The 26,166-nt window shown below is 59.9% G+C and carries 28 protein-coding genes and 1 riboswitch; of the genes, 18 read left to right on the top strand and 10 right to left on the bottom strand.

Annotated features, from left to right (window positions below; translation table 11 throughout):
- Positions 1-82: 82 nt before the first annotated feature.
- The 17 genes from H7U36_RS08630 to H7U36_RS08550 are packed head-to-tail and all read left to right on the top strand — an operon-like array spanning position 83 to position 18,001.
- Positions 83-586, top strand: a complete 504-nt coding sequence (locus tag H7U36_RS08630; RefSeq protein WP_205156021.1) for a precorrin-2 dehydrogenase/sirohydrochlorin ferrochelatase family protein — start codon at positions 83-85, stop codon at positions 584-586.
- Complete coding sequence (gene hemC / locus H7U36_RS08625; protein ID WP_205156020.1) at positions 583-1,482, top strand: hydroxymethylbilane synthase; 900 nt, start codon at positions 583-585, stop codon at positions 1,480-1,482. Before H7U36_RS08630 ends, hemC begins: the two co-directional genes overlap by 4 nt.
- Positions 1,448-3,019 carry a uroporphyrinogen-III C-methyltransferase gene (gene cobA, locus H7U36_RS08620; protein WP_205156019.1) on the top strand — a complete coding sequence of 524 codons (1,572 nt, stop codon included), beginning with the start codon at positions 1,448-1,450 and terminating at the stop codon, positions 3,017-3,019. The genes hemC and cobA overlap by 35 nt, the downstream gene beginning before the upstream one ends.
- Positions 2,982-4,886 carry a cobalt-precorrin-5B (C(1))-methyltransferase CbiD gene (cbiD, locus tag H7U36_RS15415; protein WP_205156018.1) on the top strand — a complete coding sequence of 635 codons (1,905 nt, stop codon included), beginning with the start codon at positions 2,982-2,984 and terminating at the stop codon, positions 4,884-4,886. The genes cobA and cbiD overlap by 38 nt, the downstream gene beginning before the upstream one ends.
- A 3-nt stretch (positions 4,887-4,889) precedes the next feature.
- Entirely contained in the window at positions 4,890-5,666 is a 777-nt protein-coding gene (gene cobM, locus H7U36_RS08610; protein ID WP_033126349.1) for a precorrin-4 C(11)-methyltransferase, read from the top strand.
- The gene (locus H7U36_RS08605; RefSeq protein WP_205156017.1) at positions 5,656-6,717 is read left to right on the top strand and encodes a cobalt-precorrin 5A hydrolase; all 1,062 of its coding nucleotides are present in this window, start codon (positions 5,656-5,658) and stop codon (positions 6,715-6,717) included. Before cobM ends, H7U36_RS08605 begins: the two co-directional genes overlap by 11 nt.
- Entirely contained in the window at positions 6,674-7,405 is a 732-nt protein-coding gene (gene cobJ / locus H7U36_RS08600) for a precorrin-3B C(17)-methyltransferase (protein ID WP_205148375.1), read from the top strand. Before H7U36_RS08605 ends, cobJ begins: the two co-directional genes overlap by 44 nt.
- Positions 7,398-9,371, top strand: coding sequence for a precorrin-6A reductase (cobK, locus tag H7U36_RS08595; protein ID WP_171031511.1), 1,974 nt, complete (start codon positions 7,398-7,400; stop codon positions 9,369-9,371). Before cobJ ends, cobK begins: the two co-directional genes overlap by 8 nt.
- The gene (locus tag H7U36_RS08590) at positions 9,368-10,819 is read left to right on the top strand and encodes a cobyrinic acid a,c-diamide synthase CobB (RefSeq protein ID WP_205156016.1); all 1,452 of its coding nucleotides are present in this window, start codon (positions 9,368-9,370) and stop codon (positions 10,817-10,819) included. Before cobK ends, H7U36_RS08590 begins: the two co-directional genes overlap by 4 nt.
- A complete protein-coding gene (gene cobT, locus H7U36_RS08585) occupies positions 10,800-11,876 on the top strand; it encodes a nicotinate-nucleotide--dimethylbenzimidazole phosphoribosyltransferase (protein WP_033126345.1) in 1,077 nt (358 codons plus the stop codon). The genes H7U36_RS08590 and cobT overlap by 20 nt, the downstream gene beginning before the upstream one ends.
- Positions 11,877-11,895: 19 nt before the next feature.
- Positions 11,896-12,441, top strand: a complete 546-nt coding sequence (locus H7U36_RS08580) for a bifunctional adenosylcobinamide kinase/adenosylcobinamide-phosphate guanylyltransferase (RefSeq protein ID WP_138303089.1) — start codon at positions 11,896-11,898, stop codon at positions 12,439-12,441.
- Positions 12,438-13,196 (top strand): adenosylcobinamide-GDP ribazoletransferase, encoded by a 759-nt coding sequence (locus H7U36_RS08575; protein WP_033126343.1) that lies wholly within the window; start codon positions 12,438-12,440, stop codon positions 13,194-13,196. The genes H7U36_RS08580 and H7U36_RS08575 overlap by 4 nt, the downstream gene beginning before the upstream one ends.
- A 5-nt stretch (positions 13,197-13,201) precedes the next feature.
- Positions 13,202-13,807 (top strand): histidine phosphatase family protein, encoded by a 606-nt coding sequence (locus H7U36_RS08570; protein WP_033126342.1) that lies wholly within the window; start codon positions 13,202-13,204, stop codon positions 13,805-13,807.
- Entirely contained in the window at positions 13,764-14,732 is a 969-nt protein-coding gene (gene cbiB / locus H7U36_RS08565) for an adenosylcobinamide-phosphate synthase CbiB (protein WP_243426732.1), read from the top strand. The genes H7U36_RS08570 and cbiB overlap by 44 nt, the downstream gene beginning before the upstream one ends.
- A gap of 18 nt (positions 14,733-14,750) precedes the next feature.
- Entirely contained in the window at positions 14,751-15,818 is a 1,068-nt protein-coding gene (locus H7U36_RS08560) for a pyridoxal phosphate-dependent aminotransferase (protein ID WP_243426739.1), read from the top strand.
- A complete protein-coding gene (locus H7U36_RS08555) occupies positions 15,806-17,317 on the top strand; it encodes a cobyric acid synthase (protein WP_205156014.1) in 1,512 nt (503 codons plus the stop codon). The genes H7U36_RS08560 and H7U36_RS08555 overlap by 13 nt, the downstream gene beginning before the upstream one ends.
- Before the next feature lie 30 nt (positions 17,318-17,347).
- The gene (locus tag H7U36_RS08550; protein ID WP_087173737.1) at positions 17,348-18,001 is read left to right on the top strand and encodes a precorrin-8X methylmutase; all 654 of its coding nucleotides are present in this window, start codon (positions 17,348-17,350) and stop codon (positions 17,999-18,001) included.
- Between the two features lie 3 nt (positions 18,002-18,004).
- Here the strand turns inward: H7U36_RS08550 and H7U36_RS08545 are convergent, their stop codons facing one another.
- The 10 genes from H7U36_RS08545 to H7U36_RS08500 form a co-directional block, all read right to left on the bottom strand.
- A complete protein-coding gene (locus H7U36_RS08545; protein ID WP_205156013.1) occupies positions 18,005-18,784 on the bottom strand; it encodes a sirohydrochlorin cobaltochelatase in 780 nt (259 codons plus the stop codon).
- A 60-nt stretch (positions 18,785-18,844) separates the two neighbouring features.
- A complete protein-coding gene (locus H7U36_RS08540) occupies positions 18,845-19,702 on the bottom strand; it encodes an energy-coupling factor ABC transporter ATP-binding protein (RefSeq protein WP_033126336.1) in 858 nt (285 codons plus the stop codon).
- 16 nt (positions 19,703-19,718) lie between these two features.
- A complete protein-coding gene (gene cbiQ / locus H7U36_RS08535; RefSeq protein WP_191493855.1) occupies positions 19,719-20,519 on the bottom strand; it encodes a cobalt ECF transporter T component CbiQ in 801 nt (266 codons plus the stop codon).
- On the bottom strand, positions 20,503-20,877 hold the full coding sequence (locus H7U36_RS08530) for a cobalt ECF transporter S component CbiN (protein ID WP_191493860.1): 375 nt from the start codon (positions 20,875-20,877) through the stop codon (positions 20,503-20,505). Before H7U36_RS08530 ends, cbiQ begins: the two co-directional genes overlap by 17 nt.
- A 16-nt stretch (positions 20,878-20,893) precedes the next feature.
- Positions 20,894-21,643, bottom strand: a complete 750-nt coding sequence (locus H7U36_RS08525; RefSeq protein WP_191493859.1) for an energy-coupling factor ABC transporter permease — start codon at positions 21,641-21,643, stop codon at positions 20,894-20,896.
- Positions 21,644-21,839: 196 nt separating this feature from the next.
- Positions 21,840-22,053, bottom strand: a riboswitch (cobalamin riboswitch).
- Between the two features lie 32 nt (positions 22,054-22,085).
- Entirely contained in the window at positions 22,086-22,832 is a 747-nt protein-coding gene (locus H7U36_RS08520; protein WP_207750589.1) for a PHP domain-containing protein, read from the bottom strand.
- 2 nt (positions 22,833-22,834) lie between these two features.
- Positions 22,835-23,164 (bottom strand): hypothetical protein, encoded by a 330-nt coding sequence (locus H7U36_RS08515; protein WP_033126333.1) that lies wholly within the window; start codon positions 23,162-23,164, stop codon positions 22,835-22,837.
- A 3-nt stretch (positions 23,165-23,167) separates the two neighbouring features.
- Positions 23,168-24,541, bottom strand: a complete 1,374-nt coding sequence (locus H7U36_RS08510) for a [Fe-Fe] hydrogenase large subunit C-terminal domain-containing protein (RefSeq protein ID WP_191493853.1) — start codon at positions 24,539-24,541, stop codon at positions 23,168-23,170.
- Positions 24,542-24,571: 30 nt separating this feature from the next.
- Positions 24,572-24,994 carry an ATP-binding protein gene (locus H7U36_RS08505; protein ID WP_191493852.1) on the bottom strand — a complete coding sequence of 141 codons (423 nt, stop codon included), beginning with the start codon at positions 24,992-24,994 and terminating at the stop codon, positions 24,572-24,574.
- 36 nt (positions 24,995-25,030) lie between these two features.
- Positions 25,031-25,363 carry a DRTGG domain-containing protein gene (locus tag H7U36_RS08500; protein ID WP_191493851.1) on the bottom strand — a complete coding sequence of 111 codons (333 nt, stop codon included), beginning with the start codon at positions 25,361-25,363 and terminating at the stop codon, positions 25,031-25,033.
- 306 nt (positions 25,364-25,669) lie between these two features.
- Between H7U36_RS08500 and H7U36_RS08495 the strand changes: the two genes are divergently transcribed.
- On the top strand, positions 25,670-26,164 hold the full coding sequence (locus H7U36_RS08495; RefSeq protein WP_087173729.1) for an NADH-quinone oxidoreductase subunit NuoE family protein: 495 nt from the start codon (positions 25,670-25,672) through the stop codon (positions 26,162-26,164).
- Positions 26,165-26,166: the final 2 nt, after the last annotated feature.

Genomic DNA, 26,166 nt, shown 5'->3' with positions numbered 1-26,166 from the left:
CACTGTGGGAGATTGCGCTCGTGCGCAGTCTCATTTGTTTTAATTGGGGAAATTTTTGCTCTGGATAGAGGGGGAGAAGAAAATGGGACTTCACTTTCCGGTATTTCTTGATATTGAGGACAAAAAAATACTGCTGGTGGGAGCCGGGCAGGTGGCGGTCCGCCGGATCCGCACCCTCCTCCTCTTCGGGGCGGACATCGCGGTGATAGCCCGGGAGGTGCCTGAAGGGCAAAGACAGGAGCTGGAGGAATTCCTGGAGACGGGAAAGGTCCGCCTGATCCGGAAGTGCCTTGAGAAGGCGGATATCACGCCAGAGTATCTCCTTGTCATCTGCGCTGCCGGCGACCCGGAGGCGGACCGCATCGCGAAGGAGAGGTGTCAGGAGCTGGGCATCCCGGTAAATATCGCCTCTGACAGGAGACTAAGCGATTTCTATTTCCCGGCTGTTGTGACCGGGGAGAATCTTGCGGTGGGGATTGCCGGGGATGGGGAGGATCACGGCAGGACAGCCAGGGCGGCGGCCCTGATCCGCAGCTGCCTTGCGGGGGAGGAAGAGACAAAAAAGGACAAAGGAGACAGGACATGAGGATCACAGTGGGAAGCAGACAGAGCCGTCTGGCCGTGCGGCAGGCGCAGATCGTCATGGAAGAACTGAAGAGACATCACCCGGAGGCGGAGATCAGCCTGGTCACCATGAAGACCACCGGGGACCGGATCCTAAACAGGACGCTGGGCCAGCTTGGGGGCAAGGGACTCTTTATCAAGGAGCTGGACCTGGCTCTCCAGGAGGGACGGATCGACCTGGCTGTCCACAGCCTGAAGGACATGCCCATGGAGACCCCGGCGTATTTTCCAGTCCTGGCCTGCACCAGGAGGGAGGATCCCCGGGATGTGCTTGTGCTGCGCAGGGGACTGGAAAATCTGAAAGAGGGCAGCGTCATCGGCTGCTCCAGTCTGCGGAGGAAGCTGCAGCTTGGGGCTCTGTACCCGGAGGCGCAGATAAAAAATATCCGGGGCAATGTGCTGACCCGGCTGGAGAAGCTGGACGCGGGGGAGTACGACGCCCTGGTGCTGGCGGCCGCCGGCCTCATCCGCCTTGGCCTTGAGGAGCGCATCAGCCGTTTCTTCAGCGCGGAGGAAATCCTCCCCTCGGCGGGGCAGGGCATCATGGCTGTCCAGGGACGGCCGGCGCTGCGGGAGATGGCTGCCTGTACAAACGACAGGGAGGCCGCCCTGGAGGCCGCGGCGGAGCGTGCCTTTGTCCGGGAGCTGGAGGGGGGCTGCTCCTCCCCGGTGGCGGCCCACGCCAGGGTCTGTGGAGATACCTGCCGCTTAAGGGGGCTGTACTACGACGAGCAGTCCGGCGAATACAGCATCGGGGAGAGGACTTTTAATATAGAAGAAAATGATCCGGCCCAGGCGGCGCGGACGGGAAGGGAGCTTGCTCATGAGCTTAGAGACAGATACGCAGGAAAATCGTAGAGTGGGAAAGGTGTACCTTGTGGGGGCAGGCCCCTCAGATGTGGAGCTGATCACTGTGAAGGGAAAGCGCCTCCTTGAGGAGGCGGATGTGATTGTCTACGACAGGCTGGTGGGCAACGGCATTCTCATGTGGGGAGGCAGGAATGCCCGGTATATCGATGTGGGCAAGCGATCCGGCCATCACCCGATCCCCCAGGATGAGATCAACCAGATCCTTGTGCGTGAGGCCCGCAAAGGGCAGAGGGTGGTGCGGCTGAAAGGGGGCGACCCTCTCGTCTTCGGCAGAGGCGGCGAGGAGGCAGCTGTCCTTGAGCAGGCCGGCATTCCCTTTGAGATCGTGCCCGGCATCACCTCCGCCATTGGCGTTCCATCCTATCTGGGCATCCCTGTGACCCATCGGGATCTGGCTTCTTCTGTCCACATTGTGACAGCGCACAAAAAGGACGGAAGCCTGCCGGACATCCACTACCGCTCTCTGGCCGAGGGAGGAGGAACAATTGTGTTTCTCATGGGAGTGAGCACCTTGGGTAACGTCATGGAGGGACTTTTGAGGGAGGGCATGTCTCCGGATATGCCGGCTGCCGTGCTGGAGAGGGGAACCACCGCTGCCCAGAGAAAAATTGTCGGCACTGTGGGAACGATAGCCGGAAAGGCAGCCCGGGCGAAGGTTCAGTCCCCGGCCATCATTCTGGTGGGCTATGTGGCCGCCTTCCAGGCTATGGACTGGTATGAGAGCCGTCCCCTGGCGGGGCGTAAGATCCTTGTCACAAGGCCCAGGGAGCGCGGCTCCCGACTGGCCGCCATGCTCCGAGGGGAGGGGGCGGAGGTGCTGGAGCTGCCCACTATCCGCATTGAGCCTGTGACAGAGAAGGAACCTCTGTCCAGGGCGCTGGCCGGGCTGGAGACCTTTTCCTGGATCGTCTTCACCAGTCCCTCCGGCGTCCGGGTGTTCCGGGAGGAGTTAAAAAAGAGAAGACAGGATGCCCGCAGTCTGGCACACCTGAGGATCGCCGCCATCGGCGAGGGAACAGCGGGGGAGCTGGAAGCATGGGGCTTCTACCCGGACCTGATACCCGAACAGTACGACGGAGACCATTTGGGAGAGGCGCTGGCGGCCAGTGTGCAGGCCGGAGAGCGGGTGCTTATCCCCCGGGCCAGAGCAGGCAATCAGGAGCTGGTGAGAAGACTAGAGGAAGCAGGCGCCCGGGTACTGGATCTGCCCATCTACGACACAGAGTACGAGTCCTTCCCCTGGATGGACTGTGAGAGGGAGTTTGAGACGGGGAACTGCTGGGCCATGTTCACAAGCGCCTCCACTGTCCGCGGCTTTGTGAGGACCGCAGGGGAGCTGGATCTGTCAAAGGTGACTGCCCTGTGCATCGGGGAGATGACGGCAGGAGAGGCGAAGCGTGCAGGCATGAGGACCTTCACAGCAGCCCGGGCCACCCTCCGGGATCTGGTGGACCTGGCCCTGCAGATGGCGGCAGAGGAGAGAGAAGATGGAGAAGGACAGAGTAATCCGGATGGAGAAAAATAAAAAAGGCCTGCGCAGGGGCTGGACCACCGGCACCTGCGCCCAGGCGGCAGCCGCAGCGGCCGCGGAGGCTCTCCTGGCGGGCGGCCTTCCACGAGATCGGGAGAGCTGGACCGTCACGGTCCGTCTGCCGGAGGGACAGCCTTTCGCCCTGCCGGTGCGGTCCGGAACGGAGGCGGAGAGGGATGACAAAGGCCGACTCACCTCTGTGACCTGTGCTGTGAAAAAGAACAGCGGGGACGATCCGGACGTGACCGACGGCGTTACAGTCTATGCCACCGTGTCCCTCCTTCCAGAGGACCGGATCGAGATCGACGGGGGAGCTGGTATTGGGAGAGTGACCAAGGCAGGGCTTGCCCAGCCTGTGGGGAGTGCGGCCATCAACCCTGTCCCCCGGGAGATGATCCGAAGAGAGCTGGTCCGCCTGAAGGAGGCGGCAGGCTGGGAGGGAGGATTTCGGGTTCTTGTGGAAATCCCCGGCGGGGAGGAGCTGGCAAAGCGGACCTTCAACCCAAGAATCGGCATTGTGGGGGGACTTTCCATTCTTGGAACCAGCGGCATCGTGGAGCCCATGAGCGAGAAGGCTCTCATCGATACCATAGAGGTGGAGATCAAAGTAAAGCTGGCGGAGGGAAGACGGTGCCTCATTGCCGCGCCGGGCAATTACGGCCTGGATTTCCTCCGTGAAAAGTGGGGAATTCTGCCCCGGGACACCGTCAAGTGCAGCAACTACATCGGCGAGACTATTGACCTGGCCGCGGAGCAGGGGGCTGAGGGCCTTCTCTTTGTGGGACACATTGGCAAGCTGGTGAAGATTGCCGGGGGTATCATGAACACCCACTCCCGCCAGGGGGACTGCCGGATGGAGCTTCTGGCGGCGGCAGCCCTGCGGGCCGGCCTTCCCGGGAAGAGAGCGGCGGCGCTGCTTGACTGCAACACTACGGAGGATGCCCTGCAGTCCCTCTCGGCAGAGGAGAGAGGGAAGGTGACGGCCAGTCTCCTGGAGAAGATCCATGCGTATCTGAAGATCCGCGCCGGAAGCAGCGCGGGACCTAGGATGCGGACCGGGGCTATCCTCTTTTCCAACGTGTACGGCCTGCTGGGGATGACCCGGTACGGGGAGGAGCTTCTGGAAGAGAGCCGGAAAAAAATGACACAGAGATATAGGAGAGAAACAGCTATGGAAGGAATTTTGTACGGCGTCGGGGTGGGCCCCGGCAACCCTGAGCTTATGACACTGCAGGCGGTGCGCGTCATCCGGGAGTGCGACCTGATCCTGGCCCCGGGGAAGGAGCCAAGGGAGACAGTGGCCTGGAAGATCGCGGCGGGAGCCGTGCCGGGGCTGGAGGAGAAGGAGGCCCTGGGGATCCATATGCCCATGACCAGAGACCCAAAGACCCGACAGGAGGCTCATGAGGCCGCCGCGGAGCGGATCCTGCAGGAGCTGGCAAAGGGGAGAAGGACGGCCTTTCTCACCCTGGGGGATCCCTGCATCTACTCCACCTACCTGTACGTCCATAAAAGGGTGCAAGACGCCGGATACCGGGCGGAGATCATCAGCGGCATCCCCTCCTTTATCGCCGCGGCCGCGGCCGTGGGGGAGGGCCTTGTGGAGAACGACCAGATGCTTCACCTGGTTCCCGCCTCCTACCCGGCAGATGAGGGAATGGATCTCCCCGGCACAAGGGTGCTGATGAAGGCGGGTAAGGCCGCTGCCCAGGTGCGGGATGAGCTGCTGGCCCGGAAAGAGAAGGGCTGGGCCGTGGAGAGATGCGGGATGGAGGGAGAGCGTATTTTTCACTCTCTGGATGAAATTCCTGATGATCTGAGTTATTATTCTATTATAGTGGCAAAAGAGGCAGGTGAATAGCAGATGGTACATTTCGTGGGAGCGGGTCCTGGAGACCCGGACCTGATCACAGTAAAAGGAAGAAGGCTTCTGGAGGGCGCGCAGACAGTGATCTACGCGGGCTCCCTGGTCAATCCGGCTCTCCTGGAGCTGTGCCCTGAGGACTGCCGGATCTACGACAGCGCCAGGATGACTCTGGAGGAGGTGATCCAGGTGATGGAAGAGCGCCATGAGGCGGGACAGGATGTAGTCCGGCTCCATACGGGCGATCCCAGTCTCTACGGGGCTATCAGGGAGCAGATGGACCGGCTGGATGAGCTGTCCATCCCCTATGAGGTGTGTCCCGGCGTCAGCTCCTTTTCCGGGGCGGCTGCGGCCCTGGGGCTTGAGTACACTCTGCCGGGCATTTCCCAGAGCGTGGTCATCACCCGCATGGAGGGGCGTACGCCGGTGCCGGAGAGGGAGAAGATCCAGTCCTTTGCGGCCCACCAGTCCACCATGGTCCTGTTCCTGAGCACAGGCCTTCTGGAGCAACTGTCAGAGGCCCTGATAGAGGGCGGCTACCCGCCGGACACCCCGGCAGCCATCGTGTACAAGGCCACCTGGCCGGATGAGAAGAAGATACTCTGCCAGGTGTCAGAGCTGGCGGAGGCAGCCCGGCGGGAGGATATCCGGAAGACCGCCCTCATCATCGTGGGGCGGGTGCTCTCAGGGGAGGCTTACCAGCGCTCCTGTCTGTATGATCCCGCCTTCACCACAGAGTTCCGGAAAGGAAAGGGACGGGATGAGGATGGAAAATAGGACGCTTCTTGTAAGCTACACAGACCGGGGAAAAGCGAAGATGGGAGAGATCCGCAGCCTGCTGGAGTCAGAGGGGCGCACAGTCCTTGCGCTGGAGCGGCCCAGGGGAGGCGCTTTTCTTCAGGAGCACTGGCAGCAGGTTCGGGAGATTGTCTTCATCGGCGCGGCAGGCATCGCGGTGCGGCTCATCGCCCCCTATATCCGGGATAAATTTACAGATCCCGCCGTGCTGGTGCTGGACGAGGGGGGACGGTTCGTCATCCCCCTCCTCTCCGGACATGTGGGAGGCGCCAACGACCTGGCCCGTTTTTTGGCCCGGACCACAGGGGCGGAGGCAGTGATCACCACGGCCACGGACGTGAACGGCCGCTTCGCGGTGGACGTGTTTGCAAAAAAATGTGGTCTTGTGCTGACTGACAGGACAAAGGCAAAGGATATTTCCGCCCGCATCCTGAAGGGGGAGAAGGTGGGATTTTACAGTGAATTCCCGGTTCTTGGCAGGGTGCCGGAGGAACTGACCCTGGTGGACAGCCGGCAGAAGCTGGGCCGCTTTTCCGCAGCCATTGCGGTGGAGGAGAGGGCGGGAGGGGAGGCCGGGGACCACATCCTCAGCCTTCTGCCTATCAACCTGACCGCCGGGATGGGCTGCAAAAAGGGTGTTCCCCGGCAGGAACTGGAAGGATTACTTCTTCGAGGACTGGAAGCTGTGGGCTGCCGCCCCGGCCAGGTGCGGCGCCTTGCCAGTATCGACCGGAAGGCACAGGAGCCAGGCCTTGCGCAGCTGGCGGAAAAATGGCAGATCCCTTTTGAGACCTGGACAGCCGGGCAGCTTGAGAAGGTGACCGCGGTCACAGGCGAGTCTCCCTTTGTGGAGTCGACAGTGGGAGTCGGTAATGTGTGTGAGCGGGCCGCCATCCTCGGAAGCGGCGGTGGACGGCTCGTGCTGGAGAAGACAGCGGAGCGGGGCATAACGCTTGCCCTGGCCGCGGAAGATTGGAGTGTGGATTTTGACAAAACTGTATGTGATCGGCCTGGGGCCGGGAAGCTATGAAGATATGACCATGCGGGCGTCGCGGGCTCTTGAATCCTGCGACGTGATCGCGGGCTACACGGTGTATGTGGATCTTATAAGGGACTATTATCCGGAGAAGGAATTTCTCACCACTCCTATGAGAAGGGAGGAGGAGAGGTGCCGTCTGGCGCTGGAGATGGCGGCGGCGGGCAAGACCACGGCCATGGTGTGCAGCGGGGACGCCGGCGTCTACGGCATGGCGGGACTGATCTACTCCATAGGGCAGGATTATCCCCAGGTGGATGTGGAGGTGATCCCCGGTGTGACGGCAGCCCTCTCGGGGGCGGCGCTTCTGGGGGCGCCCCTGATCCACGACTTTGCTCTTATCAGCCTGAGCGACCTTCTGACGCCCTGGGAGAAGATCGAGAGGAGGCTGCGCTGCGCGGCTCAGGCGGATTTTGTCATCTGCCTTTACAATCCTTCCAGCAGGAAGCGGGCGGATTATCTGAAAAAGGCCTGCCGGATCATAGAGGAATTTAAGAGCGCCGACACGGTCTGCGGCTACGCGGCCAACATCGGCCGGGAGGGGGAGACGTACCATATCTGTACCCTGGGAGAGCTGGAAAACGCTCGGACAGATATGTTTACAACAGTGTTTATCGGAAACTCACAGACAAAGGCATTAAAAGGACACATGATAACACCAAGAGGGTATGAAAATGGCTAGTATTTTAATTTTTGCGGGTACGACAGAGGGAAGAAAGATCGCGGAATACCTTCGGGGGCATGCGCCGGAGGTATATGTGTGCACGGCCACTGAGTACGGCAAGGAGCTTGTGGAGGACGGGGAAAATATCCATGTCCTGGCAGGCCGCCTGGACGTGGCGGGGATGGGGGAGCTGGCACAGGGATGTCAGGCAGAGCTTGTCATCGATGCCACCCATCCATTTGCCATGGAAGTGTCAAAGAACATCAGGGCCATGTGCGAGAAGGCGGACATTCCCTGCGTGCGGGTCCTCAGAGAGGGCTCCGCGGGGGGAGAGAACGCCGTGTGGGTGAAGAATATCAAGGAGGCCGCCGCCTATCTGGCGGACAAGAAGGGCAACATCCTGATCACTACGGGCAGCAAGGAGCTGGATCCCTACACCCGTATTCCCGATTACAGGAGGAGATGTTTTCTGCGGGTGCTCTCCACAAAGGAGGCGGTGGAGCACGCGGTATCCAAGGGCTTTGAGGGAAAGCACCTCATCGCCATGCAGGGCCCCTTCTCCGAGGGCATGAACGAGCAGCTTCTCGTCCACGTGAAGGCCCGTTATCTGGTGACGAAGGACTCGGGAAAGATTGGCGGCTTCCAGGAGAAGATGGAGGCTGCCAGGAAGGCCGGAGCCGTGCCGGTGGTCATCGGCAGGCCCCAGGAGAGAGGGATTCCTCTGAAGGAGGTCTTTCTCATGCTGGCGGAGAAATACGGCTTCCGGGATCCCAGGAAGATCACGCTCATCGGCGTGGGCCCGGGCACCGGGAAATGTCTCACCGCCGAGGCCCGGGAGGCCATTGAGAGCGCCGACGTGCTGATCGGGGCGGAGCGGATGCTGAAGGTGGCGGAGGACGTTGGCGTGGAGCGCCACGAGGAGTACCGGGCGGAGAAGATCCACGAGTTCATCCAGATGAACTCCCGGTACCGCCGGGTCGCTATCCTCCTCTCCGGTGACACGGGCTTTTACAGCGGAGCGGCCAGCTTAAAGGAGGAGCTGAAGGAGTACGATGTGACGGTTCTGCCGGGTATCTCCTCCGTCTCCTGCATGGCGGCCCGCATCGGCGTGGGACTGGAGGGGGTGCCTCTTTTGAGTATCCATGGGAGAAGCTGCAACTACCTGGATTATCTCCGGGAATACGGCCGTATTTTCCTGCTGGTGAGCAGCGGAAAGGAAATCCGGTCCGTGTTGACAAGGCTGTGTAAATATGGGTGGAAGCAGGCCAGAGTATACGTGGGCAGCCGCCTCTCCTACCCGAAGGAGAGGATCGTCCAGGGGCTGGCAGAGCGGCTGGCGAAGGCAGAGACGGAGTGGGACGGGCTGAGTGTAATCTACATTGAGCTGCCCCGTCACCGCCGCCCGGAGCCCTCTGATGCAAAGGATGAGGAATTTATCCGGGGAAAGGTGCCCATGACCAAGAGCGAGGTGCGAAGCGTGATCCTCTCCAGGATGGCGCCTGCAAAGGACGCGGTCATTTACGATGTGGGGGCCGGCACCGGATCAGTGTCCATCCAGCTCGCCAAAAAGGCTATAGACGGCACAGTATACGCAGTGGAGAAAAATCCGGAGGGTCTCTCTTTGATCCATAAAAATAAGGTTCACTTTCACGTGTCCAACATCCGGCCTGTCCACGGGGAGGCGCCTGAGGCTCTCCGTGACCTGCCCGCCCCGGACCTGGCCTTTGTGGGGGGCAGCGGCGGCAGCCTGCGCCCCATCCTGGAGACGATCTGGGAGAAAAATCCGGCGGCCAGGGTCGTGGTGTCGGCCATCACCATCAATACGGTGGCGGAGTGCATGGCCTGCATGCAGGCCTTTTCGGATCACCCGGCACAGATCCTGCAGGTGCAGGTGTCTAAGGGAAAGAAGGCCGGGCATTACCAGATGATGGAGGGCCAGAACCCGGTCTATATCGTCACATTTGAAGGAGAAGAAAAGAAATGAGAAAAAAAGCGCCCAGGCTTGTCATTGCCGCCCCCTCAAGCGGCAGCGGCAAGACGCTGGTGACCTGCGGGCTTTTGTCAGCCCTGAAAAAGGCGGGGCGCCGGGCGGCAGCCTTCAAGTGCGGCCCGGATTACATTGATCCCATGTTCCACGAGACGGTTCTGGGGACACCCTCCAAGAATCTGGATACCTTCTTCGCCGGGGAGGAGCTGACCCGGCAGCTCTTCCTGGAGGATGCGGCCCTGGCGGATCTCTCCGTGGTGGAGGGAGTCATGGGGCTCTACGACGGCCTGGGAGGAGTCACCACACAGGCCAGCACCTGGGACGTGGCCCGCACTCTGGAGGCGCCGGTCATCCTTGTGGTGGACGGGGCGAAATCCAGCGTGTCCGTCCTGGCTCTGATCCGGGGGTTTAGGGACTTTATGGAAGAGAAGCGGATCCGGGGCGTGATCTTCAACCGGGTCTCCCCCATGCGCTATCCGTCTCTGAAGTCTATGACAGAGGATCGGCTGGGCCTTTCCGTCTGCGGCTATCTGCCGAAGCTGGAGGGGATTGTCATGGAGAGCCGCCACCTGGGCCTTGTCATGCCCCAGGAGATAGAAGGGCTGAAGGAGCAGATGGACCGGCTGGGGCAGACCTGCCTGGAGACGCTGGACCTGGAGCTGCTGGAGAAGATCGGGGCGGAGGCGCCGCCCCTGGAGGAGACAAGAGAGCTCCTCTTCCCGAACCTGCATCTTGGGGAGGGAGCCTCCGCAAAGGGGCCTGCCATCGCCGTGGCCAGGGATCCGGCCTTTTCCTTCTATTATAAAGACAATCTGCGGCTCCTGGAAAAGCTGGGAGCCAGACTCCTCCCCTTTTCTCCCATGAAGGACAAAAGAGTCCCCGGGGAGGCGGACGCCCTTCTGCTGGGGGGCGGCTACCCGGAGCTCTACGGCGGGGAGCTGGCGGAGAATGGTTCCATGAGGGACTCCATACAGAGCAGCCTTCAGGCGGGGATGCCCTGTCTTGCGGAGTGCGGAGGCTTTCTCTATCTCCTGGAGGAGCTGGAGGACAGGGAGGGGAGAGCTCACCGGATGGCCGGCTTCCTTCCCGGGAAGAGCCATTACACAGGAAAGCTCTCCAGGTTCGGCTATGTCACCCTGACCTTGACGGAGGACGGGAAAGCTGCGACATCCGCAGAGAGCGGAAGATTTCCGGCTACGGCAGAGCACGGCGGACTCCTTGGGCCGGGGGAGAGTATCCAGGGCCACGAGTTCCACTATATGGATACGGAGGGCACAGGGGAGGCTCTCCTTGCCAGAAAGCCGGTCACAGGAAGGAGCTGGACCTGTGGACATATAGGGGAGGGCTTCTACGCGGGATTTCCCCACCTGTACCTGTACTCCTCCCCAAAGGTGGCCGCAAGATTTGTCAGAAAGGCGGAAGAATATGGAAACAAGAGACAGTGAGATAAAAATACCGGGAAAGGGGGACATCCCCGCCCTCGATGAGGCGGCCGTGGAGAAATGCCAAAGCAGGTGGCTCTCCATAGCAAAGCCTCTCTTTGGCCTGGGCACCCTGGAGGATGCTGTCACGCAGATAGCGGGTATAACCGGCACGGCGGACGTGTCCATTGACAAAAAGGGACTCATCGTCATGTGCGCGGACAACGGCGTGGTGGAGGAAGGCATCTCCCAGACCGACAGCAGCGTCACCGCGGTGGTGACAGACAACTTTTCCAGAGGGCTTACCTCCGCCTGTATTATGGGCCGGACAGCCGGGGTGGATGTGTTTCCCATAGACATTGGCGTGTCAGTGGACACGAAGGTGTACACCGATAAGATAGCCTACGGCACAAAGAACATGTTAAAGGAGCCGGCCATGACCCGCAGGGAGGCGGAGGAATCTATCCTTGCCGGTATCCGGGCGGCAAAAAGGCTGAAAAAACAGGGTTACCAGATCCTTCTCACCGGGGAGATGGGCATCGGCAACACCACCACCAGCAGCGCTGTGGCTTCTGTTCTCCTGGAGGAGGATCCGGAGGGGCTCTCCGGGCGGGGCGCCGGACTGTCGGATGCGGGGCTTCAGAGAAAGCGGGAGGTAATCCGCCGGGCCATCGGGCTGTGGAAGCCGGACCCGGCAGACCCCATAGACGTCCTTGCCAAGGTGGGTGGATTTGACATCGGAGGTCTGGCAGGAGTCTTCCTGGGCGGCGCCATGGAGCGCCTGCCGGTGGTGATGGACGGATTTATCTCCGCGGCGGCGGCTCTTCTGGCCTGCCGCATCGCCCCAGGGACGGAGCGTTTTATCCTGCCCTCCCACATGTCCGGGGAGCCGGGCATGGGGCGGATTTTAAGAGAACTGGATAAGGAGGCCTTTATCGGCTGTCACATGAAGCTGGGAGAGGGGACAGGGGCTGTGGCCCTGATGCCCCTTCTGGACATGACGCTGGAGGTCTACCGGAAGATGCCGGACTTTGACGGCATCCAGATCGAGGCCTACAAGCCCCTGGGCGGGGAAGCATAGGAAAGAGAGGAGACGAGCGATGCTGTACATGATTTTTGGAGGCAGCGGCAGCGGCAAATCCGCCTACGCGGAGGATCTGGCTGTGAAGCTGTGCCCCGAAGAGAAGGTCTACCTGGCCACTCTGACAGACATTGACGAGGAGATGGAGCAGAGGATCCGGGACCACAGAAAGATGCGGGAGGGTAAAAATTTCCGCACAGTGGAGCAGGGACTGGCCCTGGAGACACTGGACCTGTCCGGGGAGCGGCTTGTACTTCTGGAGTGCATGACCAATCTGCTGGCCAACGAGCTGTATGACCCGAGGGCCAGGCATCCGGAGGCTCCGGCCGCCTACATCATGGAGGGGATCCGGCATCTGAAGGACCAGGCGGAGAACCTCATCGTCATTGCCCAGGACGCCTTCTCGGAGGTGCCCATGGATCCGGAGCTGCGCAGGTATGTAAAGGAGTCCGGCCGGGTGAACCAGCTGCTGGCAAAGGAGGCGGACGTAGTGGTGGAGGTGAAGTTCGGCCTGCCCCTGGTGCTCAAGGGCAGTGAGCTCTTAAGCGAGGTGGAGAGACGATGAGACAGGTCAACAGCTTTCTCGTTGCCTTCAGCATGTACTCCCGCATCCCGGTGCCCCAGCCGGACTGGGAGCGCTCCTCCATGGACTATGTCATGTGCTATTTTCCCTTTGTGGGGACCGTCCTGGGGGCGCTCGCCTGGCTCTGCTTTCAGGGGGGGCGCTTGCTGGGACTGTCCCCTCTCCTTCTGGGGGCTGTGCTGACGGCTCTGCCCCTGTGGATCTCAGGAGGCATCCACATGGACGGGTACATGGACACCCGGGACGCCCTGGCCTCCTGCGGGGATAAGGAGAAGAAGCTGGCCATTTTAAAGGACAGCCACACAGGTGCCTTTGCGGTCATGGGCTGCGGCCTCTACCTGCTCCTCTCCTTTGGCGCCTGGTGCGCTGTGAAGCCGGGGCAGGGACTCCTGTGCGTCTGCCTGGGCTACACGGTCAGCCGGACATTGAGCGGCCTGTCCGTGCTCTGTTTTCCAAAGGCGAAGAAGAGCGGCTCCTATGTGACCATGTTCGCAAAGAGAGCCAGCAAGGGGAGGGCAGTCCTCTTTCTCGCCCTTCTCCTCGTCCTGGAGGGGGTTCTCCTTCTGTGGCTTGGCGGCTGGAGAGGAGGGCTTTCGGCTGCAGCGGCGGCGGCCGTCTTTGGCTGGTACTATTACATGAGCAGAAAACAATTCGGAGGGATCACCGGAGACCTGGCGGGATATTTTGTGCAGCTTTGCGAGCTGGCCGTCCTGCTGGCCATGGCGGTGACAGGTTAGAGAAGATGGAAATCATATTGGTCCGTCACGGACAGACAGAAGGAAATAAAATACACAGATTTATCGGGGGCAGGACGGACGAGCCGGTGTCCCGGGAGGGGATGGAGGCGCTGAAAAAGAGGACATACCCCCAGCCGGAGCACATTTTTTCCAGTCCCATGCTGCGCTGCGTCCAGACGGCGCAGAGCATCTTTCGGGGACGCAGCCCGGAGGTGGTGGAGGGCTTCCGGGAGTGCGACTTTGGCATCCTGGAGGGGAAGACCCACGAGGAGCTTTTGGGGGATCCGGCCTACGACGCCTTCATCGGCACAGAAGGGGCGGACACTTTCCCCGGCGGGGAGAGTATCCCCGGCTTTAACGCCCGGTGCCTGGAAGCGCTGAGGGAAACGGTGGAGATAAGCCGGAAGAGAGGCTATGGCTCCATCGCCTGCTGCGTCCACGGGGGCGTCATCATGGCGGTTCTCTCCCAGGTCATAGAGGGCAGCAGCTACTATGGATGGAATGTGGAGAACGGAGAGGGATACATACTGGAGATTGACGAAAACAAATGGAAGGATGGACAGCTGGATGGTACAGTCACTGGCGGCATTGATCATCGGATCTATAGTTGATTTTATCCTGGGGGATCCAAGGGAGCTCTGGCACCCGGTGCAGGGCATAGGCTGGGTCATCAGCAGGCTGGAGAAAATCCTCCGGCGGCTCTTCCCGGCAGGCAGGAGGGGGGAGAGATGGGCGGGGGCCGTCCTTGTGGTCCTGACCCTTCTTGTCTCTGTGGGTGTGCCGGCCCTGCTCCTCTTCTTTTTGTCTCTTGTCCATCCCCTTCTCTCTTTCCTCCTCTCCTGCATCTTCTGCTGGCAGCTGCTGGCGGCAAGATCTCTGAGGACAGAGAGCCTGAAGGTGGAGGAGGCTCTGGAGAAGGAGGGGCTGGAGGCCGGCCGGCGGGCCGTCTCCATGATCGTGGGGAGAGACACCCGGGACCTGACCGAGGAGGGGGTCATCAAGGCGGCTGTGGAGACGGTGGCGGAGAACACCTCCGACGGCGTCACGGCTCCCCTGTTTTACATGATCCTGGCAGGCCCCCTGGGGGGATTTGCCTACAAGGCGGTGAACACCATGGACTCCATGGTGGGCTATAACAATGAGAAATATCAGTATTTCGGCACCTGCGCCGCCAGGCTGGACGATGCGGCTAACTTTATCCCGGCCCGCCTGAGCGCTCTCTTTATGACCGCCGCCGCCTTCCTTGCCGGGTACGACGGGAAGAACGCGTGGCGGATATTGAAGCGGGACAGGAAGAAACACAAGAGCCCCAACGCGGCCCACACGGAGGCGGTCATGGCAGGGGCTCTGGATGTGCAGCTGGCGGGGGATGCCTGGTATTTTGGGAAGCTTGTCAGAAAGCCCTTTATCGGTGACGGGATACGGCCCATAGAGCGGCAGGATATCAGGCGGGCCTGCCGCCTGGAGTATGCCACCGCCCTTCTCCAGCTCCTTGTCCTTGGAGCCCTGAAGGCGGCGGTCCTTTTTATGCTGTAGAAGACTGAGGTGGATGAGATGGAAGACCACGGCGGAAATATTTACGACAAAGACATACGGATCGACTTTTCTGTCAATGTAAATCCTTTCGGCATGCCGGAGGCGGTCAAAAGAGCGGCCGTCCGGGGAGTGGAGGAGTCCTTCCGCTACCCGGATCCCCGGCAGAGGGAGCTCAGGCAGGCCCTCTCTGACGCCTTTTGCATACCGGCGGAGCGGATCGTGGCCGGCAGCGGGGCGGCGGAGCTTATCTGGGGGATCACGGCGGCCCTGCAGCCGGGGAAGGCTCTCGTATGCGCTCCCTCCTTCGGGGAGTACGAGGGAGCCCTCCTGGCCCGGGGCTGCCAGGTGGAGCGGTTTTATCTGCGGGGAGAGAACGACTGGCTGGCGACCCGGGAGCTGGTCCGCAGGGCCGGGGAGGAGCCGGGGCTTGAGATGCTTTTTCTCTGTCATCCAAACAATCCCACCGGCAGGCTTGCCCCGGCAGAGATATTAAAGGGGCTGGCCCATGTCTGCCATGAGAGGAAGATCACCCTGGTGGTGGATGAGTGCTTCCTGGACCTGACCCGGGAGGGGGAGGCGGCCTCCGCCCTGGCGCTCCAGGGAGACTGCCCGGAGCTCCTTGTGCTGCGGGCCTTCACGAAGATGTATGCCATGCCCGGGCTGCGGCTTGGATGGCTGGCAGCAGGCGGGGAGGAGACGGCGGAGAGGATCCGCCGGATGCTGCCCCCCTGGAACGTGTCCTGGCCGGCCCAGATGGCAGGCTGCGCGGCCCTGGAGGAGCAGGAATTTGCCCGAAAGTCAGCCGACCTCCTTCTGGAAGAGCGGGAGTGGCTGTCCGGACAGCTCCGAAAGCTGGGCTTTCGCGTCTGGCCCTCCGACACCACCTTTCTCCTGTTTGAGGGGCCGGAGGACCTGCAGGAGGCCTGCCTTAAGGAGGGCATCTATATCCGGGACGGCGCCAGCTTTCCCGGCCTTTGGGCGGGGACATGGCGGATCGGCGTGAGGACCAGGGAGGAGAACCTGGTCCTCCTGGAGCTCCTCCGGGAAATCATGAAAGAGAGGAAGATGGACAGATGGCAAAAGTGATCATGATACAGGGGACTATGTCCGGGGCGGGCAAGAGCCTCCTCACAGCGGGACTGTGCCGGATACTGAAGGAGGACGGGCTGCGCGTCGCCCCCTTCAAGTCCCAGAATATGGCCCTCAACTCCTACATCACGGCGGAGGGGCTGGAGATGGGGAGAGCCCAGGTAGTCCAGGCGGAGGCCGCCGGGACAGAGCCCTCTGTCCTTATGAACCCGATCCTCCTAAAGCCCACCACGGACACAGGCTCCCAGGTCATCGTCATGGGGAAGGTGCTGGGAAACATGAGCGCCCGGGAGTATTTTGCCTACAAAAGGAAGCTGGTCCCGGTCATCCTGGAGGCGTACCGGAAGCTGGCTGACCAGTACGATGTCATCGTGGTGGAAGGGGCCGGCAGCCCGGCAGAGATCAACCTGAAGGAAAATGACATTGTGAACATGGGCCTGGCCCGGATGCTGGAGGCTCCCGTGCTTTTGGCCGGAGACATTGACAGAGGGGGCGTCTTTGCTCAGCTCTACGGCACGGCCGCCCTTCTGGAAGAAGAGGAGAGAGCCCGTATCAAAGGGCTTGTCATCAACAAATTCCGGGGGGACAAGACCATCCTGGAGCCGGGCATTGCCATGCTGGAGGAGAAGACCCGCATCCCGGTGGTGGGCGTTGTGCCTATGATACAGGCGGATATCGAGGAGGAGGACAGCATTTCCGAGAGGCTGCGGGAGGACGGGGAAAAAGCAAAGCTCGGGATTCTGGATATTGCCGTCATCCGGCTCCCCAGGATTTCCAACTACACAGACATGGCGCCCCTGGAGAGCCGGCCCTGTGCCGGTGTCCGCTACGTTTCCGGCGCGCGGCAGCTGAAGGAGCCGGACCTTGTCATCCTGCCCGGGAGCAAGAATACCATGGAGGACCTGCGGTGGCTGCGGATGTCCGGACTGGAGGCCTCCATCCTGAAGCTGGCCGGAAAGGGGGTGCCTGTCTTTGGCATCTGCGGCGGTTACCAGATGATGGGGGAGGAGCTCGAGGATCCCTGCGGAGTGGAAGCCGGCGGCTCCATGCGGGGGATGGGGCTCCTTCCGATGCGGACCGTCTTTGGACGCTCCAAGGTGACCACCCGGACGGAGGGGCAGACGGAGCAGCTGGAGGGATTCTGGCAAGCGCTCTCCGGGCGAAGCTACGAGGGATATGAGATCCATATGGGAGATACAGAGACCTCGCCAGAGCTGGCGGAGGTGCAGGTCATGGCCAGAAGGGGGGACCGGGTCCTGGGCATCTGCCGGGGCAATGCGGCTGGGACCTACATCCACGGCATCTTTGACAGCCGGGAGATGTCCGATGCCATCCTTGAGAAGCTGGCTGCGGCGAAGGGCATCACCCTGGAGGCTGTGGGGGAAGGAACAGATTTCAGGACCTACAAGGAGAGCCAGTACAGACTGCTGGCAAAAGAGCTGCGGGCCTCTCTCGATATGGAGGCGGTGTACCGTATCATCGGTGAGGGGCTGTAGTGAATACACAGAGAAGGAGACAGAAGAGCTATGACAGAGAAGCTGGAGCAGGTGCTGCCGGGAGACATTGAGAAAAGGAGCTTTGAGATCATCACCCAGGAACTGGGGGACAGGACCTTTGACCCCCTGGAGGAGCCTGTCATAAAGAGATGCATCCACACAAGTGCGGATTTCGATTATGCGGACAATCTGGTCTTCTCCCCGGGGGCTGTGAGAAAGGCGCTGGAGGCCATCCGGTCCGGAGCCCTCATCGTCACGGACACAAATATGGGAAAGGCTGGAGTCAGCAAGAAGACCCTTGCCTCCTTCGGCGGGGAGGTCCTCTGCTTCATGGCCGACCCCGATGTGGCGGAGGCCGCAAAGAGAGAGGGGACTACCCGGGCAGTGGCCAGCATGAGGAAGGCGGCGGCCCTCTCAAGGGAGACGGAGCGCCCCCTCATCCTGGCGGTGGGGAACGCCCCCACCGCCCTTGTGGAGATATGCAGCCTCATGGACGCGGGGGAGCTGTCCCCTGCCCTGGTGATCGGCGTGCCGGTGGGATTTGTCAACGTGGTGGCAGCCAAGGAGCTGCTCCTGGAAAGAGACGTGCCATCCATCGTGGCGAAAGGAAGAAAGGGCGGCAGCAATATTGCCGCCGCCATCTGCAACGCCATCCTGTACATGGCGCGGGATGGTGTGAAATAGAAATCAGAGAAGGGCCTGAAGGGCGTGGCGGACGTAGAGGTCACAGATGCCGTCGTACTCTCCCAGGCCTTTTAAAATGCAGCAGGTCTCGTACCCCTCCGCTTTGAAGATGCTGTCCCAGGAGTCCTCGTCCTCCCCGGCCAGGTCGTTGCACGCGTGGTCCCCTGCCACCAGCATGAAGGGCGTCAGGTACACCCGCCGGATGTCCTTTTCTCTCAGCTGAGACAGCACGGCCCGGGCGTCAGGGAAGGCCTCCACCGTGCCCACGTACACGCCCGGGTGCCCGGCCTGCTTGAAGGCGTAGTCCAGGGCGGCATAGAGAGTGTTGGCATAGTGGGTGCTGCCGTGTCCCATAAAGACCAGGGCCTCCTGGTATGAGAGGGAGGGAAGTTCTCCCATCAGGGCCTCTATGACTGCAAACTGGTCCTCTGTGCTGGAGATGAGGGGAGCGCCGATAGAAATCCTGTCAAACTGGTCCGCAAAGCTCTGCACGTCCTCCTTCATCTGGTCATTCTCAATGCCGTTCATGATGTGGGTGGGCTGGACGAGGAGGTCCCTGACCCCGTCCTCCAGAGCCGCCTGGACTGCCTCCTTCACGCTGGGGATGAGGAGCTGGTCCCGCTCCCGCAGCTTCCTGCGTATCATGCCGCTTGTGTAGGCGTGGTAGAAGGTCCTGTCCCGGAAGGCCGCGGACAGAAGGCTCTCTATATGTTCGATATTTTTCTTTCTTGTCTCCGGATAGCTGGTGCCAAAGCTGACAACCAGGAGTCCTCTGTGTTCCATGTCTATTCTCCTTATGTTTTTATACAAGTGTACCTGATCTTTACGAAGTGTGTCTGACATTTATACAGTGTGTCTGATATAGTCGGTGAGCTGGTCAAGATGCTTCGGGGCGGGAAGGTCCGCCCCCAGAAGTCCCGCCGCCTGCAGGCTCTCAAAGACCTTTATGACGCCGGGTAGATCCAGGCTGGCCCGGGCCAGCAGCTCCCGGTCTGTCAGGACGGAGGCGGGAGCTCCCTGGGCCAGCACCTGTCCCTCGCTGAAGAGGATGACCTCATCTGCCCACTCCAGGGCAAAGTCCGTGTCGTGGGTGGCGATGACGACAGTCAGGGGGCCGGAGGGGGAGCTGTCCTTTTCCAGGTCCCGTATCATGTCGCGGATGATGTGGACATGGCTGGGGTCCAGGGCGGCAAAGGGCTCGTCCAGGATGAGGAGCTCCGGGTGCATGACAAGGATGTCCGCCAGAGCCACCTGCTTTTTCTGACCGCCGCTTAAGGCGTGGGCGGGGCGGTGGCGGAAGGGAGTGATGCCCAGCCGCCGGATGACTGCCTCCACCTCCCTGGCGGCCTCCTCCCTGGGAAGTCCCAGGTTGAGAGGACCAAAGGAAATCTCCTGGTACACGCTGGCGCAGAAGAGCTGCATGTCCGGGTCCTGGAACACGATGCCCACCTTCTCCCGCAGAGAGAGGAGGTCCTTCTTCCGGTAGGAGAGGGGCTGGCCATTGTAGTATATCTGACCTTCGTCCGGCCGCAGGATGCCGTTGCAGCAGAGGAAAAAGGTGGATTTCCCCGAGCCGTTGGCGCCCATGACCGCGGTGCGTCTGCCCCGGCGGATGGACAGGGACAGGTCCTTCAAGGAGGGCGTCTCCCCGCTGCCGTAAGAGTATGATACATGTCTCGCTTCAAGAATAAGATCGTTCATAGTCATCCTTTCTGTTCTACAGCCATGCACCTGCTCCCGCGGCTCCGGCTGCGAAGGGAAGCAGGGCCAGCAGGAGGAGTACTGCCTCAAACACTGCTATGGAGAGGATTTCCCGCCTTCTGGGCGGGTGTTGCTCCTCCAGCACCCGGATCTGTCCGTCGTAGCACCGGGCCTCCATGGCATCGTAGAGGGAGCCGGCCTGTCTCATGGCCCGTATAAAGAGCATGGAGGCCAGCATGCCCCGGGACCTGAAGGCTGTCCGCAGGTCCCGGTTCCCCAGCCTGGCGTCCTGGGAGAGGAGCATGGCGGAGGCGTTTTCCAGGAGCAGGAAAATGAACCGGTAGGTGAGCATCATAAGTTCAATGAGAAGGCGGGGCAGCCGGCAGGCCTTCAGCACGCCCAGTATGTCTGTCATGGGTGTATTGAAGGACAGGAAGAAGAGGGCAGACACGCTGGAGAGGGCTGTCAGGATCAGCTGCGCGGCCTGCAGCACTCCCGCCCGGCTCCCGGTCAGATAGAGAGAGCCCACAGGCAGGGCAAAGGCGTCCAGGGGAGTCCGGGAGATATTGACCAGGATGGCTCCTGTGCCAAGGAGCAGAAACGTAAGGGGCAGAGTCATGTATCTCAGCCAGCGCTTTATAGAAATACCGCCCTTTCTCACAGTCAGGTACGTGGAGGCGATAAGGAGGAGAAGGGCCGCCGGGACGGACCGGCTGACAATGCAGAGTATGACAGAAGCCAGGGAAAAGAAACACTTTTCCCCGGCGTTCACATACCGCAGCTTTGACGTGTAGCAGAGCTTATCTATCTCCAGCATAGTCTCTTGCAATCCCTCCGTCTTCTTCCGTTTCTTCCTGCTCCTTCTCATATTTTTTCATCCATTTTTTCCGCTCTACAAGGCGGCCCATGCAGAAGGCGATGATGCCAACGCCGATGCCGGTCTGGACGCAGAAGATGAGGCTCTCTACCTCTCCAGGCAGCTCGCCGCCCAGAAGATTTTCCAGGACAGGAGTGGACCAGGGCTCGTAGGATGCGCCTCTGACTTCCTCCACCATGACGCTGCCTGCGTCGTCGGACCCGCCGAAGGAAGCTCCCTTCCGTGCAAAGAGGGGGACTACGGCGATGAGGACAGCGATAACAAGCAGGATAAGCACGGTTTTTGTATTTTTGCTCATATGTTTCTTCTTCATCCTATTTTACCTCCCTGTAGTAGCCGATCAGCTTCAGCTCCGGCTGTGCGTAGGACTCAAGAGCGATGACGATGACCACTGTGAGTATTCCCTCGATGACAGCAAGAGGCACCTGTGTGGGGGCAAAGACACCCAGAAATTTCAGGGCGGAGGCGGCCACTCCCCCCTGCTGGGACGGATAGGCCAGGGCAAGCTGCAGGCTGGTCACGCAGTAGGTGAAGAGGTCTCCCAGAGCGGCAGAAAGGAAGATGGACACTCTCCGGTTGACCCTCAGCCTGCTGAGGAGTGCGTACAGTCCCCAGGCGAGAAAGGGGCCTGCGATGGCCATGGAGAAGGTGTTGGCTCCCAGGGTGGTCAGTCCTCCGTGAGCCAGCAGGATGGCCTGGAAGAGAAGGACGATGACGCCCAGGATGCTGACGCAGGAGGGGCCGAAAAGGATGGCTCCAAGTCCTGTCCCTGTCATGTGGGAGCAGCTCCCGGTGACAGAGGGGATTTTCAGAGAGGAGATCACGAAGATAAAGGCCCCGGACATGGCCAGCAGTATGAGTGCCTTCCGGTTTTCCTGTACGGTCCTTCGGATAGAGAAAAAGCCTGCCAGCACAAAGGGAAGACATAAAACGCCCCAGGCGATGCAGAAGCCCCCGGGCAGATAGCCCTCCATGATGTGCATGGCGTTTGCCTCCGGCGCCGCCGCAAGGGACAGGGCGAAGACGCCGGCGAGAGCCACCAGCAGTTTTTCGCGGTGTGCCATAGATTTGTTTGTCATATTGTGTTGATCCTCCTTCATTTCATACCGTGTGGGTATCTGTATGTATGATCCGGCGCTGTGTGCCGGTATCAGATAAATGCCCCTGTCGGGATCGCAACAGGGGCATCAAAAATACAGAAGCAGACCGGGCGGCTCTGTCTTCCGTTTCCATACCTCTCATCATACTCCGTGACAGACGGCAGTTCCCTACAAGCAGGCAGGTCTTCTGACTTGGAGATCCGCACAGCCTTTGCCTTCCCATATCCCTGAGTGTGAATGACCCGGACACAGTGGACCATAAAGACTGTTCCCTCCTTACAGCGGCGGGACCGTACAGGACTTGCACCTGTTTCCCTATTATCCCTGCCGTTTCTTTTGTGAGATGGCAGGGCACCTGTATGTATCTGATTTTCTTACCACAGGATAGCACACCTGCAGGGGCAAGTCAATCCCTGCGATCCCCGGCATGTTGGATATATGCCGGGGGCGCAGACAGGACCTCCAGTATATCCGGTATGCTGCGGGAGGCGCAGGGGATCTGCAGATCCGGCTCTCTGATGTCCCAGAGATAGTGGGCATCTGAATTTGAGAGGATGCGGCAGCTCTCCAGATAGGGGTGGTCTCTCCTTAGCTGATGCAGCTTTGTGAGATCGCGGATTTCCGCGCAACGGAAAGTGCTCTCCGGGGGGATAAAGCCCAGGTTGGATAGCAGGCTGGTGGAGGATCTGTCCAGGTGGGCCGGAAAGCAGAGGCCGTGGAATCCTGCCACGAGAGCTTCTGTCCGGTAGAAGGGGATGTCTGTAGCATTGATCAGGAGCTTCTCTAAGGTGCCTGTGATCTGATCCTTCTCATCCAGGATCAGCTGTTCTCCGAAAATGTCCGGACGGTTTTTTACGGGAAGAAGATGGAGATACACATACTGGTCGAAATCCATGGCCGCCTCAAGAGTGGGAAACAGACAGACTACATGGACCTCCTCGGAGGTGGTCAGCTCCATGCCCGGGATCAAGGTAATACCCAGATCCTCGGCGTGCCTCATGGCAGCGGGACAGTTCCGGCAGGAATTGTGGTCTGTGAGGGCGATCACATCCAGCCCCTTCACGGCGGCCATGCCGGCGATGTTGGCCGGTGTCATGTCTTTGTCGCCGCAGGGAGAGAGGCAGGAGTGGATGTGAAGGTCGTAGTAGAGCATGCTCACAGCAGACCATGCACCGCCAGGGCTGCCTCGAAGACGGGCAGCTCTGTGTAAAACACGGTGATCTCTTCTTTTTCGGCGCAGGCCAGGTCCTCCGGTGTGAGGGCAGCTCCCTCTGCCAGGATCACACAGGAGACATCCGCCAGGGAGGCCACTGCCAGTGTATTCCGGTTTCCCATGACAGTGACCCAGGCGCAGCCCTCGGGGGCCTTTCCCATGGCAACGCTGAGCAGGTCGCAGCAGAACACCTTCGTCACTGCCTTATCGGCTCTGCCCCGGTTTTTCAGCTCAAAACAATTTTTTTCGATCAGGTCCCGCACGGCAGTCATCTGTCACACATCCTTTCTCCGCAGCTCCAGAGCCAGCTTGCCGATGGAGTGCTGCAGGTTCTGCAGATCCACAGGACTGATATGTCCGGCAGCCTCCATCTCGGTGGTCAGGTAGGACAGGTCGCCGGAGAGGCTCTGGATATACTCGATAAACTCATAGATACAGTCGTTTCTGGAGGCCTCGCCCCGCACGATATCCTCCGCCAGGGCCCGGCAGGTGGGAGCGCCGCAGGAGCCGCAGTCCAGGCCGGGAAGCTGCTCTGTCAGGTCCTCCACCATACCCATCATCTCAAAGCTTTCGCGGAAATTGCTCCCAAGGCGGAAGACCGGCTCGTACTCCACATACTCTTCCCACAGATAGTCCACATCCGGGCAGGCTTCCATATGAGTGCCGGAGACGGGCAGATACCGATGGAGCCGCTTTGTCTTGGCAGTGGCCACGTAGGGGTTTTCCACAGTCAGAGGTCCGCCCACGCAGCCTCCGTTGCAGGCGTTCAGCTCCACGAACAAAAGGCCGTGGAATTTTTCGTCCTCCAGATCGCTGAGCACCCGCAGGACGTTCATGATGCCGTCGGCTGCCAGATAATTGTCCGTTATGAGGCCGGCCGCCTCACCTCCGCTGTTGCTCCAGCCGATGCCGATCCGGCCGGAGGTGGAGAGGGGGCGCAGCTCCGACTCGTCCTGGGTCATGTGGGACAGGAGGATTGGGTACACATCCTTGATGGCAACTACCTTGTCTATCTGGCTTTTCTCAATGCCCAGGGGAGCCTTGGCGTAAGTGACCTTGGAGGGACAGGGAGAGATGAAGAAGATCCCGATGTCCGAGGAGGGAAGTCCGGTCCTCTCCATGGCAAGCTTTCTGGCAATCTGTGCCGCGATCTCCACCGGGGGCCGGATGGGAAGGAGCCGGGGGATCAGGGTGGGAAAGCGGACCCGGATGATGCGCACGATGGTGGGACAGGCGCTGCTGATAAAGGGAGCCTCGTCCCTGTGCTCTTCTATGTAGGAGCGGGTCATCTCAGACACCAGCTCCGCCGCGGCGCTCACCTCAAAGACATCGTCAAAGCCCATGGAGAGTAGGGCGTTGAGGACAATGTCCACGTTGGTCAGATTGTTGAACTGGGCGTAGAGGGAGGGGGCGGGAAGAGCAACCGTGTATTTATAATCATGCATCTCATCCAGAGAGTCCGACTCCGCGATCTTGGCGTGGTGGGGACAGTACCGGATACACCGGCCGCAGTCCACGCAGAACTGGGGCTTGATGGAGGCCTTTCCGCCGTGTACCCGGATGGCCTGGGTGGGGCAGTATTTGATACAGTTGATGCAGCCTGTGCAGGCATCTTTATCCAGTTTGACAGAATGTATGAATTTATCCAAAAGATGTCCTCCTTTACAGGGCAGATACGCCTACAGATGTATGTCCATAGTCACAGTGGTCCCCACCCCCACCTCTGTGTCGATCTGCATATTGTCTGAATATTTCTTCATGTTGGGCAGACCCATGCCTGCGCCAAAGCCCAGGGAACGGACCTCCTCCGGGGCGGTGGAGTAGCCCAGCTGCATGGCTTTTTCCACATCCGGGATGCCGGGGCCTGTGTCCGCCAGTATGATCTGGATATTGTCGTCAGTGACCATGACCTTGATGGCGCCGCCTCCCGCATGGATGACCATGTTGATCTCCCCCTCGTACATGGCGATGGCAACTCTGCGGATGGCACCGCTGTCCACGCCCATCATCTTGAGCTTATTCTTTACACTGCTGCTGGCCTCGCCGGCGCGGGTGAAATCATCGCCGGGGACCTGATATTCAAATGTCAGACATTCGCTCATGTTTTGATTACCTCCTTGAAGCCGGCAGGGCCGGCATTACAGCCCGCTGCTGTATAGAATGCCGCAGGTTGTATACATTCCTTTTTCTGTGTGCAGGACGCACATCTCCCTTGCTCTTGCCAGATTCAGGATCTCGCTGTCCAGGGGCTTGCCCCGCACAAAGACGATGCAGGACACATCCAGCATTTCGGCAGTGCGGATGACCTGTGGATTGCACAGACCGGTGAGAAGGACGCAGTGTGGATTTGCAAAGGCCAGCACATCGCTCATCATGTCCGAGGCAAAGGCCTCCTCCACCTCATGGTCCAGCATCTGTTCCCCGGACAGGATCTGTGCATCCAGAAGGGCTTTGATTTCTCTGATTACCATGGAAACCTCCTGTGAAAATACTGCAAACAAAGTAAAAAAATATAAAATATGAAACAATGAGTATAATGAGAGTATAGCATCAGAAAATAGTCAAATCAAGGCAATTTGTATAAAATAGATAAAAATAGAAGAACAATATTGTGCATTTTTTAACATATAATGTGAAAAAATGGACGTAGAAAAGTTATAATCACTAAAAAACAGGAGAGATAATTGTAGATATTTAGAAAAGTCTGTGATAGAATGATTGAAGAGTGAAAGACAAAGTAATTTTCAGACAAAAATTGAGAACAAGGAGGTTTACAGATGGTTTCTACGAAGTCGACCGTTCCGTTCCGGGGAACGAAAGAGCAGGAAGAGGCGCTTCTTGCTGTCATCCGCGGCATGAAGGATGAGAAGGGCGCCCTCATGCCGATTCTGCAGAAGGCTCAGGAGATATACGGTTATCTTCCCATAGAAGTGCAGAAGATCATTTCCGATGAGACGGGGATCCCCCTGGAGAAAATCTACGGAGTTGTGACATTTTATTCACAGTTTACTCTAAGCCCCAAGGGCAGATACCAGATTTCTGTCTGTCTTGGCACGGCATGCTACGTGAAGGGCTCCGGAGACATCTACAACAAGCTGATGGAGAAGCTTGGCATTGTGGGCGGGGAGTGTACACCCGACGGAAAATTTTCACTGGATGCGTGCCGCTGTATCGGCGCCTGCGGCCTGGCTCCGGTCATGACTATCAACGATGAGGTCTACGGCAGGCTGAAGGTGGACGATATCGACGACATCCTGGCCAAATACGAATAGCC

Source organism: Faecalicatena fissicatena (assembly GCF_016900595.1).
Taxonomy (GTDB): Bacteria; Bacillota; Clostridia; order Lachnospirales; family Lachnospiraceae; genus Claveliimonas; species Claveliimonas intestinigallinarum.
The sequence above is the reverse complement of the archived record's forward strand: the minus strand, read 5'-3'. Positions and strand labels throughout refer to the sequence as shown.

What these genes read in the sequence shown, in the direction of transcription:
- H7U36_RS08630 (WP_205156021.1), top strand. Translation starts at nt 83, where the DNA reads ATGGGACTTCACTTTCCGGTATTTCTTGATATTGAGGACAAAAAAATA.
- hemC (WP_205156020.1), top strand. Translation starts at nt 583, where the DNA reads ATGAGGATCACAGTGGGAAGCAGACAGAGCCGTCTGGCCGTGCGGCAG.
- cobA (WP_205156019.1), top strand. Translation starts at nt 1,448, where the DNA reads ATGAGCTTAGAGACAGATACGCAGGAAAATCGTAGAGTGGGAAAGGTG.
- cbiD (WP_205156018.1), top strand. Translation starts at nt 2,982, where the DNA reads ATGGAGAAGGACAGAGTAATCCGGATGGAGAAAAATAAAAAAGGCCTG.
- cobM (WP_033126349.1), top strand. Translation starts at nt 4,890, where the DNA reads ATGGTACATTTCGTGGGAGCGGGTCCTGGAGACCCGGACCTGATCACA.
- H7U36_RS08605 (WP_205156017.1), top strand. Translation starts at nt 5,656, where the DNA reads ATGGAAAATAGGACGCTTCTTGTAAGCTACACAGACCGGGGAAAAGCG.
- cobK (WP_171031511.1), top strand. Translation starts at nt 7,398, where the DNA reads ATGGCTAGTATTTTAATTTTTGCGGGTACGACAGAGGGAAGAAAGATC.
- H7U36_RS08590 (WP_205156016.1), top strand. Translation starts at nt 9,368, where the DNA reads ATGAGAAAAAAAGCGCCCAGGCTTGTCATTGCCGCCCCCTCAAGCGGC.
- cobT (WP_033126345.1), top strand. Translation starts at nt 10,800, where the DNA reads ATGGAAACAAGAGACAGTGAGATAAAAATACCGGGAAAGGGGGACATC.
- H7U36_RS08580 (WP_138303089.1), top strand. Translation starts at nt 11,896, where the DNA reads ATGCTGTACATGATTTTTGGAGGCAGCGGCAGCGGCAAATCCGCCTAC.
- H7U36_RS08575 (WP_033126343.1), top strand. Translation starts at nt 12,438, where the DNA reads ATGAGACAGGTCAACAGCTTTCTCGTTGCCTTCAGCATGTACTCCCGC.
- H7U36_RS08570 (WP_033126342.1), top strand. Translation starts at nt 13,202, where the DNA reads ATGGAAATCATATTGGTCCGTCACGGACAGACAGAAGGAAATAAAATA.
- cbiB (WP_243426732.1), top strand. Translation starts at nt 13,764, where the DNA reads ATGGTACAGTCACTGGCGGCATTGATCATCGGATCTATAGTTGATTTT.
- H7U36_RS08560 (WP_243426739.1), top strand. Translation starts at nt 14,751, where the DNA reads ATGGAAGACCACGGCGGAAATATTTACGACAAAGACATACGGATCGAC.
- H7U36_RS08555 (WP_205156014.1), top strand. Translation starts at nt 15,806, where the DNA reads ATGGCAAAAGTGATCATGATACAGGGGACTATGTCCGGGGCGGGCAAG.
- H7U36_RS08550 (WP_087173737.1), top strand. Translation starts at nt 17,348, where the DNA reads ATGACAGAGAAGCTGGAGCAGGTGCTGCCGGGAGACATTGAGAAAAGG.
- H7U36_RS08545 (WP_205156013.1), bottom strand. Translation starts at nt 18,784, where the DNA reads ATGGAACACAGAGGACTCCTGGTTGTCAGCTTTGGCACCAGCTATCCG.
- H7U36_RS08540 (WP_033126336.1), bottom strand. Translation starts at nt 19,702, where the DNA reads ATGAACGATCTTATTCTTGAAGCGAGACATGTATCATACTCTTACGGC.
- cbiQ (WP_191493855.1), bottom strand. Translation starts at nt 20,519, where the DNA reads ATGCTGGAGATAGATAAGCTCTGCTACACGTCAAAGCTGCGGTATGTG.
- H7U36_RS08530 (WP_191493860.1), bottom strand. Translation starts at nt 20,877, where the DNA reads ATGAGCAAAAATACAAAAACCGTGCTTATCCTGCTTGTTATCGCTGTC.
- H7U36_RS08525 (WP_191493859.1), bottom strand. Translation starts at nt 21,643, where the DNA reads ATGGCACACCGCGAAAAACTGCTGGTGGCTCTCGCCGGCGTCTTCGCC.
- H7U36_RS08520 (WP_207750589.1), bottom strand. Translation starts at nt 22,832, where the DNA reads ATGCTCTACTACGACCTTCACATCCACTCCTGCCTCTCTCCCTGCGGC.
- H7U36_RS08515 (WP_033126333.1), bottom strand. Translation starts at nt 23,164, where the DNA reads ATGACTGCCGTGCGGGACCTGATCGAAAAAAATTGTTTTGAGCTGAAA.
- H7U36_RS08505 (WP_191493852.1), bottom strand. Translation starts at nt 24,994, where the DNA reads ATGAGCGAATGTCTGACATTTGAATATCAGGTCCCCGGCGATGATTTC.
- H7U36_RS08500 (WP_191493851.1), bottom strand. Translation starts at nt 25,363, where the DNA reads ATGGTAATCAGAGAAATCAAAGCCCTTCTGGATGCACAGATCCTGTCC.
- H7U36_RS08495 (WP_087173729.1), top strand. Translation starts at nt 25,670, where the DNA reads ATGGTTTCTACGAAGTCGACCGTTCCGTTCCGGGGAACGAAAGAGCAG.